The 17,046-nt window shown below is 70.2% G+C and carries 15 protein-coding genes; 7 read left to right on the forward strand and 8 right to left on the reverse strand.

The features are described 5' to 3' along the window. Positions 1–142: 142 nt before the first annotated feature. The 3 genes from KME75_RS10285 to KME75_RS45760 all read left to right on the forward strand — a co-directional run bounded on the left by KME75_RS10285 (position 143) and on the right by KME75_RS45760 (position 2,790). The gene (locus KME75_RS10285) at positions 143–709 is read left to right on the forward strand and encodes a TasA family protein (protein WP_219414364.1); all 567 of its coding nucleotides are present in this window, start codon (positions 143–145) and stop codon (positions 707–709) included. Positions 710–765: 56 nt separating this feature from the next. Then, positions 766–1,437 (forward strand): hypothetical protein, encoded by a 672-nt coding sequence (locus tag KME75_RS10290; RefSeq protein WP_219414365.1) that lies wholly within the window; start codon positions 766–768, stop codon positions 1,435–1,437. Positions 1,438–1,539: 102 nt separating this feature from the next. Continuing rightward, on the forward strand, positions 1,540–2,790 hold the full coding sequence (locus KME75_RS45760; RefSeq protein WP_219414366.1) for a calcium-binding protein: 1,251 nt from the start codon (positions 1,540–1,542) through the stop codon (positions 2,788–2,790). A gap of 55 nt (positions 2,791–2,845) precedes the next feature. On the opposite strand, the gene ribD is transcribed toward KME75_RS45760, so the two are convergent. After that, positions 2,846–3,754: a bifunctional diaminohydroxyphosphoribosylaminopyrimidine deaminase/5-amino-6-(5-phosphoribosylamino)uracil reductase RibD gene (ribD, locus tag KME75_RS10300; RefSeq protein ID WP_219414367.1), complete on the reverse strand. Its 909-nt coding sequence runs from the start codon at positions 3,752–3,754 to the stop codon at positions 2,846–2,848. Continuing rightward, positions 3,751–4,959 (reverse strand): helix-turn-helix domain-containing protein, encoded by a 1,209-nt coding sequence (locus tag KME75_RS10305; RefSeq protein WP_219414368.1) that lies wholly within the window; start codon positions 4,957–4,959, stop codon positions 3,751–3,753. The genes ribD and KME75_RS10305 overlap by 4 nt, the downstream gene beginning before the upstream one ends. A gap of 436 nt (positions 4,960–5,395) precedes the next feature. On the opposite strand from KME75_RS10305, the gene KME75_RS10310 reads away from it, so the two are divergent. Continuing rightward, positions 5,396–5,617 (forward strand): hypothetical protein, encoded by a 222-nt coding sequence (locus KME75_RS10310; protein ID WP_219414369.1) that lies wholly within the window; start codon positions 5,396–5,398, stop codon positions 5,615–5,617. Here the strand turns inward: KME75_RS10310 and KME75_RS10315 are convergent. After that, positions 5,610–5,903: a DUF1905 domain-containing protein gene (locus KME75_RS10315; protein WP_372452579.1), complete on the reverse strand. Its 294-nt coding sequence runs from the start codon at positions 5,901–5,903 to the stop codon at positions 5,610–5,612. The genes KME75_RS10310 and KME75_RS10315 overlap by 8 nt on opposite strands. Positions 5,904–6,043: 140 nt before the next feature. Between KME75_RS10315 and KME75_RS10320 the strand changes: the two genes are divergently transcribed. Next, on the forward strand, positions 6,044–7,015 hold the full coding sequence (locus tag KME75_RS10320; RefSeq protein WP_219414370.1) for an endonuclease/exonuclease/phosphatase family protein: 972 nt from the start codon (positions 6,044–6,046) through the stop codon (positions 7,013–7,015). Between the two features lie 203 nt (positions 7,016–7,218). On the opposite strand, the gene KME75_RS10325 is transcribed toward KME75_RS10320, so the two are convergent. The 4 genes from KME75_RS10325 to KME75_RS10340 all read right to left on the reverse strand — a co-directional run bounded on the left by KME75_RS10325 (position 7,219) and on the right by KME75_RS10340 (position 12,093). Further along, complete coding sequence (locus tag KME75_RS10325; protein ID WP_219414371.1) at positions 7,219–8,535, reverse strand: UDP-glucose dehydrogenase family protein; 1,317 nt, start codon at positions 8,533–8,535, stop codon at positions 7,219–7,221. Positions 8,536–8,619: 84 nt separating this feature from the next. After that, positions 8,620–8,904: a hypothetical protein gene (locus KME75_RS10330; protein WP_219414372.1), complete on the reverse strand. Its 285-nt coding sequence runs from the start codon at positions 8,902–8,904 to the stop codon at positions 8,620–8,622. Between the two features lie 6 nt (positions 8,905–8,910). Beyond that, positions 8,911–10,038, reverse strand: a complete 1,128-nt coding sequence (locus KME75_RS10335; RefSeq protein ID WP_219414373.1) for a hypothetical protein — start codon at positions 10,036–10,038, stop codon at positions 8,911–8,913. Between the two features lie 300 nt (positions 10,039–10,338). Beyond that, entirely contained in the window at positions 10,339–12,093 is a 1,755-nt protein-coding gene (locus KME75_RS10340; RefSeq protein WP_219414374.1) for a lipopolysaccharide biosynthesis protein, read from the reverse strand. 458 nt (positions 12,094–12,551) lie between these two features. Between KME75_RS10340 and KME75_RS10345 the strand changes: the two genes are divergently transcribed. Then, positions 12,552–14,180: a hypothetical protein gene (locus tag KME75_RS10345; RefSeq protein ID WP_219414375.1), complete on the forward strand. Its 1,629-nt coding sequence runs from the start codon at positions 12,552–12,554 to the stop codon at positions 14,178–14,180. On the opposite strand, the gene KME75_RS10350 is transcribed toward KME75_RS10345, so the two are convergent. Continuing rightward, the gene (locus KME75_RS10350; RefSeq protein ID WP_308282680.1) at positions 14,109–15,653 is read right to left on the reverse strand and encodes a sugar transferase; all 1,545 of its coding nucleotides are present in this window, start codon (positions 15,651–15,653) and stop codon (positions 14,109–14,111) included. The two genes, KME75_RS10345 and KME75_RS10350, sit on opposite strands and share 72 nt — an antisense overlap. Positions 15,654–15,862: 209 nt before the next feature. On the opposite strand from KME75_RS10350, the gene KME75_RS10355 reads away from it, so the two are divergent. Next, positions 15,863–16,993, forward strand: coding sequence for a glycosyltransferase (locus KME75_RS10355; protein WP_219414376.1), 1,131 nt, complete (start codon positions 15,863–15,865; stop codon positions 16,991–16,993). Positions 16,994–17,046 lie beyond the last annotated feature (53 nt).

Raw genomic sequence — 17,046 nt, forward strand, 5'->3', positions numbered from 1 at the left:
GCGACGGTCCGTTCACGTGGGCTTGTGTTGGCAAACCCATTCTCGCGTGAATCGGACCGTCACTCGCTTGTCGACACGCGCAAGTTGATCTCAGAACCGTAACGAAACGCTTCGCTGAATAACCCTCCCTGGAGAAACACCCGTGAGCGTTCTGCAGAACAACAAGAAGGCGGCCGCAGGTATCGGAGTCGCCGCCGTCGCCGCCGCCGTCGTCGCGCTGGGTGCGGGCACCTATGCGGCCTTCACCGACACCGAGGACACGCAGGCCACCTTCGCCGCCGGCTCCCTCGACCTCGAGGTCGGCGGCTTCGGCGACGCCGGCACGCTCCAGTTCGCCGACCTCGCGCCGGGCTGGTCGGAGGAGCACGTCGTGTCGATCGACAACGTCGGCACGATCGACGGCGTCCTGAAGTTCACCGTCGACGTGACGGGCAGCGACAACACCTGCACCGAGCCCGAGGAGACGGACGGCCGCTGCTCCACCAACGGCGACCTCGCCGAGGCGATCACCGTTAGCGTCCCCGGCGCCGGCACCTACACGCTGGCGCAGCTCGACGACGAGGGTCTCGGCGGCATCCCGCTCGCGGCCGAGGGTGGCGCGCAGTCGTACACGCTGACGTTCGCGATTCCCGACACGGTCGGCAACGAGATCCAGAGCGACTCGGCGGTCGTCGCCATCGAGGCGATCCTCGAGCAGGCCGGCTCCTGATCCCGCGGGGCGGCGGGCACATCGTCCGCCGCTCCGTTCCCGTGCGAGGAGACACGATGCGCAAGAAGCTGCTGGCCGGCGGGCTCGGCCTGCTCGGCTGCGCGGCGCTCGGAATGGGGGCGACCGGCACGTACGCAGGGTTCGTCGACACCGAGCAGGCGCCGCAGGTACTCGTCCGGGCCGGCACCCTGGACCTGCGGCTCACCACGGCCGACGGCGCCGAGACCGAGCCGGTCACGTTCGCGAACCTCTCCCCGGAGGCCGCCCCGGTCGCAGGCACCTACCGCCCGTCGGCGCACCACTACTTCATCCGGCTCACGAACGACGGAAGCCTGCCCGGGCGCGCGAAGTGGGCGACGAGCGGTGTGGCCGAGCGCGAGAACGCGTGCAACGCCCCGGAGCGGACCGCAGGGGACCGGTCCTGCGGCGACGGCGACGACCAGGGCGAGCTCGGTGACCAGTTGCTCGTGTCGTTCTCGCTGATGCCCGGCGCGGACTGCGCGGGCGAACCCGGCGTGGTGCCGCCGCCCCGGCAGTACCCCGCGACCGCCGAGCGCGACTACCGCGACATCCTCCCCGGCGGGGCGGGCGACCCGCTCGTCCTCGCCCCCGGCGAGGCGCGGTGCGTCCGCGTGGACGTCCATTTCCCGCTCGTCCCCGAGAACAACCTGGCACAGGGCGATTCCTCGACGTTCCGGCTGGGTTTCCGGCTCGAACAGATCGGCTGAGCGCATTTCCGTGAACAGGCCCAGAACGAGCCGCCGGGTCGCGGCGGCATTCGCGATCTGCACCCTGGTGGTGGTTGCCGGTGGGGTACTGGCCGTCGCGCGGTGGGCGGCACGGCCGCGGCCCTGTCGGACACCGACCCCGCCACGCCGTCCGTCGTCGGGGCCGCGGAGGTCGTGCTCGGCCGCGACGGCGCCGCGCCTGAGCTCGTCTACGACGGCCTCGAGACCGGCAGGCCGCAGACCGTCGAACTCACCGTCGAGTACCTCGGGACCGTTCCCGCAGACCTGACTCTCGCGGTCGGGCCGGCGGGCCGTTCGGCGTTGTGCCGGCAGCAGGACGGGCAGTGGCGGCCGCAGCCGAACCGGGAGGTCACCGTCACGGTCGACGCCGGACCGCCGCTGGCCTTCTGCGACCTCTACAACGGCCACGAGCTGTCGCTCGCCCGCGTCGAGCCGGCGACGAGCCCGCGGTTCGCCGTGACGGTCGCCCGGGTCGGGGCCACGCCGGCCGAGGTCCCGTTCGCGGAGGACGCCGTCGTCGAGATCGTCGCGACCGGTGGCTTCGCCGACCGCGCCGAGGGCCGGATGAGCGTCCGCGCCTCGCCACGGACCGGACCGCCCGGCGCCGACGTGCCCGTCCTGCCCGCCGCGCCCGCGCCGCCCGGTCCACCGTCCGGGCGCGCCGTCACGGCCCCGGAAGCCCAGGTTTTGCCGAGTCCCACGGCCGTCGTGCCGCCGGTGCCCGAGGTCGACGAGGTGCCGGTCGACGTCCCTGCGGCGTGCCGTGACGCCGGGATGGTCGCCGCCGACTTCGTCGACGTGATCGTGCTCGACCCCGCCGACCCGGTCTGGGACGCGAGGGCGGAACCGGGGCCGTTCCTCGTCCTCGGCACCGACGGCGACGACACGGTGGCCGGCTCGGCGGAGGGCGACTGCGTCGTCGGCGGCGCGGGAGCCGACCGGCTGTCCGGCGGCGCGGGTAACGACGTCGTGGTGGGCGAGGCCGGTACCGACGTGCTGACGGGGGGTGACGGCGACGATCTCCTCGACGGCGGCGCCGACCTCGACGACCTGACCGGCGGCGACGGCCCGGACCGCTTCGACGGCGGGCCCGCGGAGGCAACCTGTGATGCGGGACCGCAGGAACAGGCCGTTCGATGCGCGGCGGCACCGGTTGCGGCCGAGCCTGAGCCGACGCCACTCGCGACCGTGGATCCGACGACGACCGCGCCGGAACCGGCCACGGAGGGCGCCCCCGTGACGGCCGAGCCTCCCGCGGTCACGCAACCGGCATCGACGACGGTTCCGAACCCGCCGGAGCCGGACCAGGGCGTTACCGACGGGGCGGGCTAGCTGTACTGCTCCTCGTGCACACAGTCGTGCGCCGCTCGTGAAGGAAGCGTGAGGGCTAACGGACTTTGTCCCGTTCGGCGCGAAGCAGTGCGCCCGTGCCGAGCCTGGTCACTGAACGGATCCGGAACGCCCTCGGCATAACGTCGCGTGTCCCGGTGGTCGACGGCAACGGTGGAACCGGCCGGTCCGCGGGTGCGCCGAGGAACACAGCGAGGTCATCGACGAGCTGCCGGGCGAGGAACTGTTCAGCGAACTCGGGTCCGCCGTTGAGGAGGAGGGACCGGACGCCTCCCGCGTACAGCTCGGCCAGGGCATCGGCCGGCTCGGCGGTGAGGACCGAGTCGGGGAGGGCGAACGAGTCGGCCCCGTGAACACCGGGGCGTCCTTCCTCGATACGGCCGTCCGCGCGCAACACAGCGTCGACACCGAATCGGAGTCCGGCGTGAGCGAGTACTTCGGCGGGGAGTGCACGTGGCCCGTCCGCTCTGGCTTCATACGCCCACACAACGAACGGACGCCCGGACTTCAGCGCTTGCAGCCACGGTCCGAGGACGACTAATGCCTCGTCGGCAAGGACTCCGACCTCGACCTCGATGCCGGCCTGCCGGAGCCGGGCGGCGCCGCCCTCGCCCCTCGAGGTCGGGTCGATGACCGCGATCAACACCCGCGACACACTGGCGTCGATGAGGGCCTGATGGCACGGGGGAGTGCGCCCGTGGTGGTTGCACGGTTCGAGGGTGACCACGGCTGTTCCGCCGGCGGCTCGCGCTCCGGCCGCCGTCAGGGCCTTCACCTCGGCGTGCGGTTCGCCTTTGCGTCGGTGGTAGCCCTCGCCAACAGGACGTCCGGCACGATCGAGGATGACGCAACCGACGGGCGGGTTGGGGCTGGTCGACCCGAGGCCGAGAGCGGAGATGGTGATGGCGCGCCGCATCGCGTCGGCCTCGGTGCCGCTGACGCTCATGCGGGAGCGCCCAGCTCGTTGAGCAGCGCTCCGACCGCGGGGACCCGTTGGTGCCGCGCGAGGAACCGGCCGAGGCGGCTCACCATTTGCTCGGTCTGCAGGGAACCGGAGCTGCGGGCAATCGCAAGCGCCTCGCGTCCGACCTGCGCGGCGGAGTCGACCTCGCCCGTGGCCGCGTACGCCTGTGCCAGTTGACCGCAGGCGACGCCGCGGTCCCGGCGGTACACCGCAGGGAGGGTGGGCAGCACGACCTCGAAGAGCTGAATGGCCTGTTTCGGCCTGCCGAGCGTCGCCCAGCACGCAGCGCGCTGCAGCTCCAGGTACGGGCCGGTGCAGAAGGAACCGTGGCCGCTGCGGGCGTCGCCTGCGGTGTCTGGCGCTGCCCACCCGAGTGCGCGGTCCAGTGCGCGGTGGGTCATCAGCTCGTCTCCTTCCAGGGCGTATCTATGGGCTTCCTGGTGGACGATTGCGGCACGCATCGGGTCGGGTAGCTGGTCACCGTCCCGCGCCGCGGCGCGCGCCAGGCTCAGCGTCCCCTGCGCGTCACGTTCCCGAGCAGCGTGCTGGCTGCGGCGGAACAACGTCCACGCGAGGAGCCTCCGGTCGCCGGCCTCGTGCGCCCACTCCATCGCCGAGCTCACCCACTGTGCCGCCGCAGGCATTTGGCCGGCGTCCTCGTGCAGCCAGGCTGCCGATTCGGCATACGTCGCGGCCAGCCTCACCAGCTCCGCGCGGTGCGTGCCGGACGTAATGGGCAGGAGTTCCTCGATGACGGAGATCTGGTCCAGGACGCCGGCCAGGGCGAATCGCGGCCCGAGCAGGTTGTCGGTTCGAACCAGCGCGTGCCATTGCTCGCGCAGGTGCACCAGGAGTTCTGCGATGTGGTCCGCGGAGCCCAGCGGCAGCCCGAAACTGGAGCTGCTCGGACGGGCGAACACGCGCTCGCGGTCGTCTCGACCAGGGTGATCGCCGGCGCGAGAGAGCAGGACGAACCGCTGCTGGGTCGCCGGATCGGCCCGGCTGAGTGCCGTGTCGAGGATGGCCTGGGTGTCCGGGCGCGGCACCGTGACGACGCCACCGGCCTCCCACTTCGACACCGTGCGCGCCGCGACACCGAGGTGCTCGGCGAAGGCGCGCACGCTGAGCCGGAGCGCGATCCGGAGTGCGCGGGCCTCGCGCCCGGTCCAGCGCCGGACCGCAGTCATGGTTGAACGGCGCCTTCCCCCTCGTACCTGCCTCAGCTGATCGTCGCCAGCTGAGCATCACATCTCCTCTGATACTCCCAGGTCCAGTCGAGCGGGTGCGGCGCAAGTGCCACAGGCGTTCCACAGCAGCTCGTTCCCGGCCCGGGCCTGGACGCCGAGCATTTGGTGATCTGCGGGACCGAACCCGCACTCGAACGGCCGGTCGGCGCGGGGAACTGCCAGCCCGATGCGCTCGCGGCGACCGGCGTCCACCTCACGGATGGAGCGGCTGTGACCTCGACGTACGAATCCCTCTGGCCGGTCGTCCGCCGGTTCTGGCGTGAGCGGCGCCGTCGCCGGCTCGGAGCCCGGTTGGAGCGGGTGACCTGTCGCGAGTACCTCGAGTTCCAGCGGGCCCGCTGGCGATCGCGATCGGGACGAGGACGAGGCAGGTGAGATGAACCCGCTCGTCGCACTGATCGTGTCGCAGCCCGGCATGGTCGACCGGCTCCTCGAACAGCACGTCGACGACGGGACCGGCCGTTGCCTGGTCTGTTCCGGTGGCGCTCAATCCGGCCGGCACGCGTGGCCGTGCACGATCCACGAGTACGCACGCCGGGCGTTCGAGGCGCAGTGCGGTCCTTCCCCCACTCGCGTGCCCCGCCGCGACGCTAAGTGAGCCGCTCGGCCAGGTGGACGGTGACGGTCGCGCCGGCGTTCTTGCCGATGACCTTGCGGACGTCGGCCTTCACCGGCAGCTTGTGGGTGCCGTCCCCGAGGGCCACGAACGAGCTCTGGAAGGGGTGGCCGTCGATGGTGCCGCGCACCTTGACCAGGCCGCGGGTGCCGAAGAACTCGGCGGAGCCGGGCATCACCACGTAGGTCCAGCCGCCCGGGTTCGGGCTCTTCTGCAGCACGGCGGTGAAGTCGTGGTTCAAGGCCTGCGGGTCGTTCTGGCTCATCATGGTGTCCTCTCTGGTGCCTACGGTGGAGTGTCGAGACCGAGGAGCTGGTTTCGACACTCCTGCAGCGAGAAACCGGCTGTCGGAACCGATCCGATGCCCCGTCCGTTGGCCGGGCGAAGCCAGGGGAAGGATCACCACCGATGTCTGCACGCCGCACCGCGGCCCGTTGTCGTCGGCTCGGGGCTGCGGCGGCGCTGGGCGGCATGGCAGCGGCTCTCGTCGTGCCCGATCGGCTGCGCCTCGACCACCGGTTCCCCGGCGTCGACGTCGTGGCCTGGCGCCCGCACACCACCGCGGCCACGTTGGCCGCCGCCGCGTTCCTCGCGACGAGGCGGCGTTCGCGTCCCGGGGCCGCACTGGTGGGAGCCGTGGGGCTGGGCGGGGCCGCCGCGGTCGCCGGCCGGGCGATCACGCGGCGAGCGCCCGAGCAGGGCCCGGAAGACCTCAGGATCCTCTCGCTCAACGCGCTCCACGGGCGGGCCGACACCGGCGAGCTGGCCACCGTCATCGAGCGGGAGGTCCCCGATTTCGTGGTGCTCCCCGAAGCCGGGTGCGACTTCCGCGACAAGCTCCTGCCGCTCGTCGAGGTGCTGGGCTACCGGGCGTGGACGTCGACCGAGCCCGGCGTCAGGGACGGGCACAGCGTCACCCTGCTGGCCGGCGGCCGGGCCGGCGACGTCCGCGTTCGCATCGGCACCGGGATGCGGTACCCGCACCTGGAGGTGACGGGCGGCATCCTCGGCAGGCGCACCCTCTACGCCGTCCACCCCACCGCCCCGATGGGACCGCGGCGCACCGCGCTCTGGCGCAAGGACCTCGCGCTGATCGCGCAGTGGTGCCGGGCCCCGATCGCGCCGATCGTCGCGGGCGACTTCAACTCCACCCTCGACCACAGCGTGTTCCGCGCCGCGATGGCCGGGTGCCGCAGCGCCGCGGCCGGTAGCGGGCAGGGCCTGGTCGCCACCTACCCGTCGGCGCTGCCGCGGTGGCTCGGCATCCAGATCGACCACGTGCTGGTCCCGCCGCGCACGGTCACAACCCGGTTCGACGTCGTCGACGTCGCGGGCACCGACCACCGCGCGGTGCTCGCTGGGGTGCGTCTGGGCAGCTGACGAACGGCGCCTCATCGTCCTACCCCGGCGCGCGGCGGCCCCTCGGCAGAAGGAGGATTCCCCCAGGCATCGGCAAGGGCCTGTCGTTCCGGGCGGCGAGGCGTCGGATGAGCGCCGCGGCCCGATTCCCGTGGGGACGGAAACGATTTGAATGCGATGGCGCATGCCGACCCGCGCCTACGGCGCCAGCACTCCTCGGTCGGTCAGCGGCGGCCGAGGGAGTAGCACGTGAAGCCGGCGCGGCGCAGCACGTCGGGGTCGAGCAGGTTGCGAGTGTCGATGACGATGGCACGCGAGGTCGCCTCGGCAAGCGCGGACCAGTCCAGTAAACGGAACTCCGGCCACTCGGTGAGGATGACCAGCGCCTCGGCGCCCTTCGCTGCGGCGACGGCGCTGTCGACGACGTCGATCCCGGCGAGGCCACCGTGGGTTGATCCAGTCGGTACTGACGGGTCGTAGGCGGCCAGCTCGGCGCCCGCCTGACGGAGCAGGGCGGCCACCGCAATCGACGGCGAGTCGCGGATGTCGTCGGTGCCCGCTTTGAACGTCAGACCCAGCACCCCGATCCGGCGGCCCGAGAGCGAACCGGTGCGCGAGCCGGTCACCGCCACCCGGACCTTGTCGACCATGCGCTGACGCTGCCGGGTGTTGGTATCGATGGTGGCTCGCAGCAGCCGGAACTCGAAGTCGGCCGAGTCCGACACCTGCAGCATCGCTTCGGTGTCCTTGGGCAGACAGGATCCGCCCCAGCCGGGGCCGGGAGACAGGAACGATTGGCCGATGCGGCGGTCGTAGCCCATTCCCTCGGTGACGTCACCGATGTCGGCCCCGAGCCGTTCGCACAATTCGGCAAGGGAGTTCACGTAGGACAGTTTCATCGCCAGAAAGCAGTTGGCGGCGTACTTGACCATTTCGGCGCTCGCCGAGTCGGTCAGCACGGTCGACGCGCCCAAACGCGAGTACAGTGCCGCGACGCGCTCGGCGGCGTCCTGCTGCTCGCACCCGACGACGATGCGATCCGGGTTGAGGAAATCCTGCACCGCGGAACCCTCGCGTAGGAACTCCGGGTTGCTGACCACGGCGACGTCGTCGCGCCCGAGCAGCTCGCTGGTGTGCCGCGTGGTTCCCACGGGCACCGTCGACTTGTTGACCACCACGCACCCTGGAGCGAGCAGCGACGAGATCTCGCGGGCGACGGCGCGTACCGCACTGAGGTCGGCGACGCCCCCGACGCCCATCGGGGTGGGCACACAGAGGAAGACGACCTCGGCGTCGCCATCCGGCCCCTGTACGGCGTTCGCCGCGCCGACCACGAAGTTCAACCGGCCGGCCGCGATACCCTCACCGACCAGCTCAGCCAGCCCGGGTTCCAGGATGTCGACCTCACCGCGGCGCAGCCGCTCAACCTTCTCGGCGTCGATGTCGCCGCAGGTCACCAAGTGGCCGAGCGATGCCAGACAGGCACCGGTAGTCAAGCCCACATAACCGGTTCCGATGACGGATATCCGTCGAGCGAACATGGCACCGCCTCATTCCTCGCATCACCCCACGTGGCCTCAGCATCCCATCACCCGGGTGTCCGGCCCAGGCCGGGCGGGTCCGGCTCAGCCGATCCGAAGGATCGTCGGGTGCGCGCTGACCGGCACGGTGAAACTGTCATCCTCGGCCAGCATGATCCGCTCGGGAAGTTCACGGCCATCGATCCGGACATACGACCCGGACGTCACGTCTGGTACGGCTACCGTCACGTCGGCATCGGGGTTGGGCAGGTCCTCGCGGACCTCCGGGTCCCAGATCTCCTGCGCCCGCCAGAGCGCGACGTCAACGCTGCCGTCCGAGCGTGTGAACGCCTGCACCCGCAGCTCCTTCCCTGCGCCGGAGACGACCATCCGCACTCATGTGGCCTGTGCAGGCCCTCCCTCGTCCCTCAGGGCCGAGGTCAGCGCGGCGAGAGACGCTCCACTGGGTTTGATCGAGCCGTCGGCCCGGAACAACCCGAAGTTGTGCTCCCGCTGGGTGCGGCCGGGGTCGTCGTGCTGGTCGATCAGCTCATAGGCGTGGGTAAGCGCGATGCCCTGGGCGGCGTACTCAAGGAACATCTGTGGTAGGTACGCCGACTGGGCCATCTCGGATGTGGGCTTGTGCTCGTTGTCCTTGTTCACGGCGCCGTGGAAGCCGCCTTCAGTGATCACCGGGGTTGCGTCAGGAGCCGCCTCGCGAGCTGCTGCGAGCAGCTCGGCGATCTTCTTCTCGGGCAGCTCGCCGCCGGTGTAGGGGTGCATGTTGAACCGCTCGCTGACGCCATCGTCCCCATAGGTGGTGAAGGAAGACTTGTTGTTGCGACAGAAGGACGGCGTGGTCAGCGGTACATCGTGCAGCTCGGGCAGCGAGTCCATCTGCGCGCGTAGGTCTCGGGCGAGGTCGTGGTAGCTCTCCACCTCGCCGGCACCCCAGCCGTCGCAGTCGGGCTCGTTGTCGGACTCGATCTGACTCGCGGTGCCGGGAGCCTGCTCGGCAATCAGCCGGAGCTGGTCCTGCACGCTCATCGGTTCGCCGTCGTTGAGAATGTAGGAGACCCCAGCGCCGGGGCCTACCTGCTCGACGAACTGCTTGTAGAACTCCATTGACTGCGGGGTGACTGCATCGCGGATGTGGCGCACGCCGAGACGCTCCAGCATCGCCAGCAGATCGTGCTCGCCATACGCGGTGTCGGAGTAGTGGTGGTGCATCGCTACTCCGATCGTGTCAACGACCGCGTCGGCCGGTTTCGCGTGGTACTCGGGCCACGTCGCGTGGTCGGTCTGCTGCTCGTCTGGGTCCGCGTGGTCTGGCCGCGCCGCGGGCGGCGTCGCTTCACCGAGTCGCACGGTCGGCTGAGTCTGGGCCGCGTCGTCTTGAGACGTGTTGGCCGATGGCGGGGCGCCCTGCGAGCTATCTTCGGCCGAAGCGGGCACGGCGGCATCCATTGTGCTGGCGTTCGCGCTGATCAATACCGCCGGAACCACGGTGGCGAGCAGCGCCACCCGCACAGGGCGGCCGCGCGCACCGCGGGTCGCGCCACGTCGTGGCGCCGAGACTCGAGGCGCCCTGTCGGCACGGCGGTGACGCGGGTGGACGCTATGCCGGGGAGCGGAAAGCCTGGACATGGCGGCGCACGCTACGAGCTACACCACGTGGATCAGGCGAACCTGAGAGCAGCAGATACGGCGCTGCGCTGAACGAGCAGTATCACGCGATGGCGAGCGCGGTCCGCCGGGCAGGTCGGCGCCGCGCTACACCAGATGAACCAGTGACGTTCTCAGCTTCGCGGACGACGACACTCATTACTTCTTGCCACGCCTGCGGACCGTGCCGACCAGCGCGCGCAGGTCGGCGGGTCGGGGTAGCAGCAGCGTGGTCGGCCCGACGCCGGTGGTCCGCCAGAACGCGTAGGCCAGCACCCCGTTGACCGCCACGGCGGCGGCGAGAGTGGTCCAGGCCGCGCCCATTCCACCGAGCAGCGGAGCGAGCACGATCAGTCCTGTCACGACCACAACGACCCCGATGGCGCAAGCCCACGACTGGATCCCCGGCCTGCCGAGGGCGCTGATCGATCCGGCGATGAAGATGTTGACGCCGCTGGGAATCGTGCCGAGTAACAGCACCTCGGCCATCGGCACGGCGGGCCGGAACGCCTCGGTGAACAGCAGCGGGAGGACGAACGGGGTGACCACCATGAACGCGAGCACTGGCACGGTCAGGGCGATCACGGACATCCGGCAGGCGCGTGCCGCCGCCTGGGTGTCACGGGTGGCCGCCACTTCGGAGAGCAGAATGGCGCGCAGATCGCTTACCAGCATTCGGGGCACCTCGGCCAGCGAAACGGCCACGGCGTAATAGCCCAGCTGCGCGGCGCCGGCCAGCGGAAGCAGCACCACCTGGTCGAGACGCCAGATGAGGACGTTCGACAGCTCGCCGCCCCAGGACCGGAAGCCGTAGGCGTAGGCGGCGCCACCGAGCGCACGCAACCGGCGCCACTGCAGCCTGGGGCGGGACAGCCCGGTGAGAAGCACCAGCTGGGCGGCCACGAGCATGCCCACCTGTGCAAACGTGGCGGTGGCAACGGTCAGGACGCCACCGATGGCCAGCAGGACCAGCAGCACGAGCCTGCCAAGTCCCACCATCCACCGCTCCCGCACGAGCAAGTCGTAGCGGCCCTCCCCCATACGGGCTCCACTCACCGCCCGCAGGGCCATCGTCGGGATCAGCGTCAGGGCGGCCAGCCGCAGGAGCAGCACCCCCGGCTCGTAGTCACCCATGATGTACGGCGCCAGCACCCACAACATCCCCGCACCGAGCAGACCGGTCACGGCCTGGCTCGATCCGAGGGTGAACGCGACCGTGGAGACGTGTTGCCTGCGCCGGGCGACGAGGTAGGTCGCCGCATCGGTTAGGCCGATTGCCAGTACGAAGGGCATCAGCAACACCGCGGCGAGGATCGCCGAGAGATACCCGCGGCCCTCCGGACCAAGGAAGGCGGCTAGAAGCGGTCCGGTGGCGAGCGATACCAGAGGCAGGACCCCGCCCGCGACGACGAGCTGCAGCGCATTCCGCCGCACGTTGCGCCGCTGCGCGCCCGACTTCACCCGCGCCTGCTTGATCTCGGCCAGGGAGAGCCTGTCGGTCGCCAGATCGTCGCTCAGGGCATCCGTGCCCACGGTCGACACGTCGAGCCGAGCGGTCGGGTTGTCCTGGTGATTGGACTGGTCGTTTGGATTGGGCTCGCCGCCGGTATCGAGATGGAGCTTCCCGTCGAAGTCGGGCTCGGCCGCCGGCCCCGCGTTCCCGGTGGGCTCGGGATCGGCGTGACCACGGGTATCGGCGGTTCCCGGGTTGGGTCTGGCCGGATTGCCTGGTCGCGGTATCGGCGTGGTCGCGGGGTCGTCAGGGGACGATTGCGGCGCCGTGCTGCTGGAAACGGCATCGGACGGGTGGTCGGCCGAGGGCGCCGGCGCGGTTGCAGCCTCAGGAGCCACCGGGATCGGGGTCGCCGGCTTCTCAACACCGAAGCAGGGGGAGCGGGAATCACGCTGGGTCACCGATACACCTGCTGGCGGCCGGCGGCTCTCGACGCGCGGGAGCCACGACAGATCGATCTGATCATCAGAGGCCTCCCGGGTCGAGATCGGGTGGACGTCGCGACGCTACCGCAACGTCCTGCCCCGCGAGGGACGCCGGGACGACGAGCCGGGCAGTGATCGCAACGGATGACACGGCCGCAGCCGCGATGGACGAGCCATGCGGCGATTCGCAGAAGTGAAATTGTGCTGCGGGCAAGCGGATCCGGTGACGGGATCCGCTCGTCGCCGCGGGCGTCGTAGCGGGGCCGGTGAGGACGCCTACGTGCAATGTATCCGGCGTGAAGCCCACAAACCGGGCACACACGTTCGGCTACGAGTTGTGCGGATCGGCCCCGCGGACGGCGTCGTCAGAGGTTAACTCGCGACGCTGAACCTCGTCCCCGCGACCGAGACGTCCACGAGGCGGTGACCATCAGATGGGTCCCAGGCTGCCCTTCCGGCCTCGCCGGCATCAGGCACTCTGGCCGATCCCGGCATGGCTGACGGCGGCCTGCCTGCTCGCGGCCGCGCCTGTGCTCGGGCACGACCAACAACACCCATCCGCGCCGGAGGCCGCATTCATCTCGGATGTCGCATCCGCTTCGGAACACGGGTGGCAGACCTACCTGGCGCCTCCCGCAGACGGCTTCGTCGACACGGTCGGCGTGGTGACCCACCACCACTACTCCAACACCTCCTACGGCGAGCACGACCTGCTGAAGATGCTCGACCGACTCAACATCAGGCACATCCGCGACGCGATCACTCCGCAGTCGATGGAGTTCTACGCCGACTTCGTCGAGCAGGCCGGCCCCGGAGCCGGCGTCTCCTACGTCCTCAACGACGGCGAGGACATTCCGTGGGAGGACCAGATCCGAATGGTCGCCGGGCAGGCGCCCGCCACCGCGAGCCAGATCGAGTCGGACAACGAACCGGACTGCGACGGCTGGCAGGACGGCGAGATCGAGGGTTATCACGAGCTGGCCCGCGACATGCGCGAGCTGATGGACTCGCTGCCCGAGCTACGCGAAGTGCCGCTGGCGACGCCGTCCTTCTGCCGCACCACGGAGGAGCACTACTCCGCTTACGGCGACGACGGGGTGAGCGACAGGTTCAACATCCACCCCTACGTGGCCGGACTGCTGCCCGAGGAGGAGATCGGACGGACGCTGGAGTGGGTGCGCAACGCCGCGCCGGGCGCCGTGCCCGTGGTGACCGAGGGCGGGTTCCACAATGCGGTGAAGACCAAGAGTGGCCACCTTCCGACATCGGAGCGAGCAGAAGGCGCTTACCTGCCGCAGATGTTCCTGGAGTATCAGCGCCGGGGTATTGCGCTGACCCACAGCTACGAGCTGATCAACATCCGGGACGATCCCAGCGAAACCAAGCGGGAGGAGCACTTCGGGCTCTATCGCTTCGACGGCAGTCTGAAACCGGCCGGGGCGTCGCTTGCGGCGCTGCTGGCGACGATGACCGACTCGCGGGGGGCGGGTGCCGAACCGCAGACTGTCCGCCTGGCCGCCGAGGGTGGAGGCGACAAGCTGCGTGTCCAGCCCTACATCCGCTCAGACGGCTCGATCGATGTCGTGCTATGGATGGCGCAGCGGATCTGGGATCGCGACGAGCGTCGTGATCTGCCCAACAAGATCTCGCAGATCACGGTGTCGGTGCCCGAGATCAGCGGGGGCAGCTACGTCCGTATCGACGGCACCGAGAAGCCCGAACGCATCCGTATGGGTGACGCCTCGCGTTTCACCGTGCCGGTCAACGCGCACCCAACCGTGCTGCGGCTGGATCCCGGGGCTTCGGGACACGTGCAGCCAGACTCCGGCGACCGGCTTTGCGACTCCGAGCGGCCCGACGGCGGCGCATGTGTGAGGGACCGGCGCAGTAATGCCGAACCGTCTGCCGTCTCCTCCAGCACCCGCCCTCAATCAGGCAACGGTGGGTCGGCCCGTGGAGGCGTTGCGCGCCTCCGCGAAGGGACGCAGGGATCAGTAGGCCCCGCCCCCACGGCAGACCGCCCCGAGTGTCTTCCAGAGGATCATGACGTCGAGTGCGATTGACCAGTTCTCGACATAGCGCAGGTCCAGGCGCACGGTCTCGTCCCAGGAGAGGTCGCTGCGCCCGCTGACCTGCCACAAGCCGGTCATGCCCGGACGCACGAGGAGTCTGCGTTGGGCCTCGGCGGTGTACGCGGCGACCTCCCGGGGCAGCGGTGGCCGGGGCCCCACCAGCGACATCGACCCGGTCAGGACGTTGAACAGCTGTGGTAGCTCGTCGAGGGAGTACTTGCGCAGAACCGCGCCGATCCGTGTGATTCGTGGGTCCGCTCGCATCTTGAACATCGGACCGGCGGCCTCGTTCCGCACCTCCAGGTCGGCGAGCCTGGCTTCGGCGCCCACCACCATCGAGCGGAACTTGACCATGCGGAAGGTCTGGCCTTTCGCCCCGACCCGCTCCTGGCGGAAGAACGCCGGCCCGCCGTCGCGACGCACACAGACAACAATGACCAGCAGCATCGGGGCGAGCAACAGCAACAAGATCGCCGCGCCGAGGCGGTCGATCGTTGCCTTCACCAGGCGTCCGGCGCCACTGAACCGGGGCTGGGTCAGGCGCAGCAGCGGCAGGCCGTCGACCGGCGTGATGTGCAGGCGCGGACCCGCCACCTCCATGAGCCCGGGGTCGACGACCACCTCTGTGGGCGTGCCCTCGAGCTGCCACGCGAGCTGGTGCAGCCGGGCGGGGCCCCATCCGGCCGTCGGGCCGACGGCCACGACGTCGCAACCCACTGAGCGCACCGACCGACCGACCGCGTCGAGATCGCCGACAACCGGCACCCCCTCCATTTCGGCGGCGCCGCCGGGTCCAGCTCCGGTTGGCGTGCAGATCGCGGTGATCGTCCACCCGAAATGCAGGTCACGGCGAGTGCGGCGGACCAGGTCGAGGACGGCGTCGTGGTTGCCCACCGCGAGCACCGTCTGCATGCACCGGTTGCTCTCCCGCCGCCGGTGCAGCATCTTGCGCAAGGTTCGACGCGAGATCAGGCACACCACGCCGTACAGCGGCAGCACGCCGAATACCCACGGGCGCACAGATTCGATCTTGAAAGCCAATCCGGCCAGCCCGAGGATCACGACGCTGCCCGCCACCGCGCGGTAGACGCGTTTGAACTCCTCGCTGCCGGTTCCCAGGATCCGCTCGTCCCACACCCGACAGAGAGTCAGGCTGACGGGCAGGAGGGCCAATGCGACAACGCCGCAGGCGACGTTGGCGCGCACGGCCTCGGCGCCCTCGCCGATCCCGAGAGTCATTGCGCAGGCGACGACGAGGACGAGCAGGACCAGGTCAGCGGTTCGGACGACGGCAGCGAAGCGGTGCTGCCAGATCCCCGCCGGTACCGCGGCGTGCTTCGCCACCCGATACGGCGGCAGGTGAGCCGGCGTGAACCTGGCGCTTGCGCTCGCCATGTCCGTGACTTCACGAGATGCGCTCATCGGAAGCTTCTCCCGGCGATCGAGTGTGCCGGTGCCGCCCACGTCGGCTCCCCGTGCCTTGCAGCCGCACCCTTCTCCTTCCTTCTTTCGATGCGGCCGGTGCACTCGTTACGCAGGCGTGGAGCTGCGATCTCCCGCGACGGCTGCCGGGAGGGTCACCGTCGGGGGCCGTAGCATCCGCTGGAACGCTCCTCGACGCGGGCAGCAGCTCGGCGCGCGAGGTCGAGAACGCAGCGAAGGGCGTGTAGCGGATGCGGAGCCAGGGCGATCGGAGACCGGCTCCGCGGGTCGTGCTGGCCCACGACTACCTGACCCAGCGCGGTGGCGCCGAGCGGGTGGTGCTCGAGCTGGCCCGGCAGTTCCCCTCAGCGCCGGTGCTCACCAGCTTCTACGAACCAAGCGGGACGTTTCCCGGTTTCGCCGAGGTGGACGTGCGGCCGAGCAGGTTGTCGCGGCTACGCGTGCTGCGCGCGGACCCACGCCGGGCGTTCCCCCTGCTGGCGCCCATGTTCTCGATGCGGTCCGCGCCACGTGATGTGCTACTGGCCAGCTCATCGGGGTGGGCGCACGGGCTGCGCAGCTCCGGGGCGAAGGTCGTCTACTGCCACAACCCGGCGCGCTGGCTCTACCAGCCCGACGACTACTTCGCCGGATTCCCGCGGCCTGTGCGAGTGGTGCTCAGCCGTATGCTTGCACCGCTTCGGGCGTGGGACCGGAGGGCGGCCCGCTCAGCCAACACCTACCTGGCCAACTCCAGCTCGGTTGCCGAGCGCATCCAGGACGTCTACGGAATCGCGGCACGGGTGGTCCACCCACCCAGCGGCTTACACCCCAGCGAACCGCGCGAGCCCGTCGCGGGTGTCGAGCCGGGTTTCCTGCTCACCGTCGGTCGTCGCCGGGGCTACAAGAACAACGCCCTGGTGTGCGAGGCCGCCGAGCTGTCGGGCAGGCGGTTGGTGGTGGTGGGAGGGCTACCGGAGCGCGCGAAGCCGTGGCCCGAGCACATCCTGGGCGTCCGGGACATCAGCGACGGCGCTCTACGCTGGCTCTACGCGAACTGCAGCGCGGTGGTCGCGATGGGCCACGAGGACTTCGGTCTCACTCCGATCGAAGGTTTCGTCTTCGGCAAACCGTGCATCGCGCTGCGGGCCGGTGGTTACCTGGACAGCTGCGACGAGGAGATCACCGGCCCACTGGTCGACGCGGCCACGGCGCCGCAGCTCGCCGCAGTGCTGGCCGCCTTCGACGAGCGAGACTTTGATGCGGCCCGCATAAGGGCTCACGCCACCCGGTTCAGCCCGGAGGCGTTCGGTGACCAGGTGCTCGCTGCGTTGGAGGAGGTTGCAGGTGTCTCGCTGGGCCACGAGCGGGCGAGCCGGTAGCCCGAAGTCGGTCTGGCGTCGAGCCGACTTCGCGCTCGTCGGCCGGACGCCCG

Source organism: Pseudonocardia nigra (assembly GCF_019396355.1).
Classification (GTDB): Bacteria; Actinomycetota; Actinomycetes; order Mycobacteriales; family Pseudonocardiaceae; genus Pseudonocardia; species Pseudonocardia nigra.

Bases quoted from the DNA above. Each gene is read 5' to 3' on its own strand.
- KME75_RS10290 (WP_219414365.1), top strand. From the start codon at position 766: ATGCGCAAGAAGCTGCTGGCCGGCGGGCTCGGCCTGCTCGGCTGCGCG.
- ribD (WP_219414367.1), bottom strand. From the start codon at position 3,754: ATGAGCGTCAGCGGCACCGAGGCCGACGCGATGCGGCGCGCCATCACC.
- KME75_RS10305 (WP_219414368.1), bottom strand. From the start codon at position 4,959: ATGACTGCGGTCCGGCGCTGGACCGGGCGCGAGGCCCGCGCACTCCGG.
- KME75_RS10310 (WP_219414369.1), top strand. From the start codon at position 5,396: ATGAACCCGCTCGTCGCACTGATCGTGTCGCAGCCCGGCATGGTCGAC.
- KME75_RS10315 (WP_372452579.1), bottom strand. From the start codon at position 5,903: ATGATGAGCCAGAACGACCCGCAGGCCTTGAACCACGACTTCACCGCC.
- KME75_RS10320 (WP_219414370.1), top strand. From the start codon at position 6,044: ATGTCTGCACGCCGCACCGCGGCCCGTTGTCGTCGGCTCGGGGCTGCG.
- KME75_RS10325 (WP_219414371.1), bottom strand. From the start codon at position 8,535: ATGTTCGCTCGACGGATATCCGTCATCGGAACCGGTTATGTGGGCTTG.
- KME75_RS10330 (WP_219414372.1), bottom strand. From the start codon at position 8,904: ATGGTCGTCTCCGGCGCAGGGAAGGAGCTGCGGGTGCAGGCGTTCACA.
- KME75_RS10345 (WP_219414375.1), top strand. From the start codon at position 12,552: ATGGGTCCCAGGCTGCCCTTCCGGCCTCGCCGGCATCAGGCACTCTGG.
- KME75_RS10355 (WP_219414376.1), top strand. From the start codon at position 15,863: ATGCGGAGCCAGGGCGATCGGAGACCGGCTCCGCGGGTCGTGCTGGCC.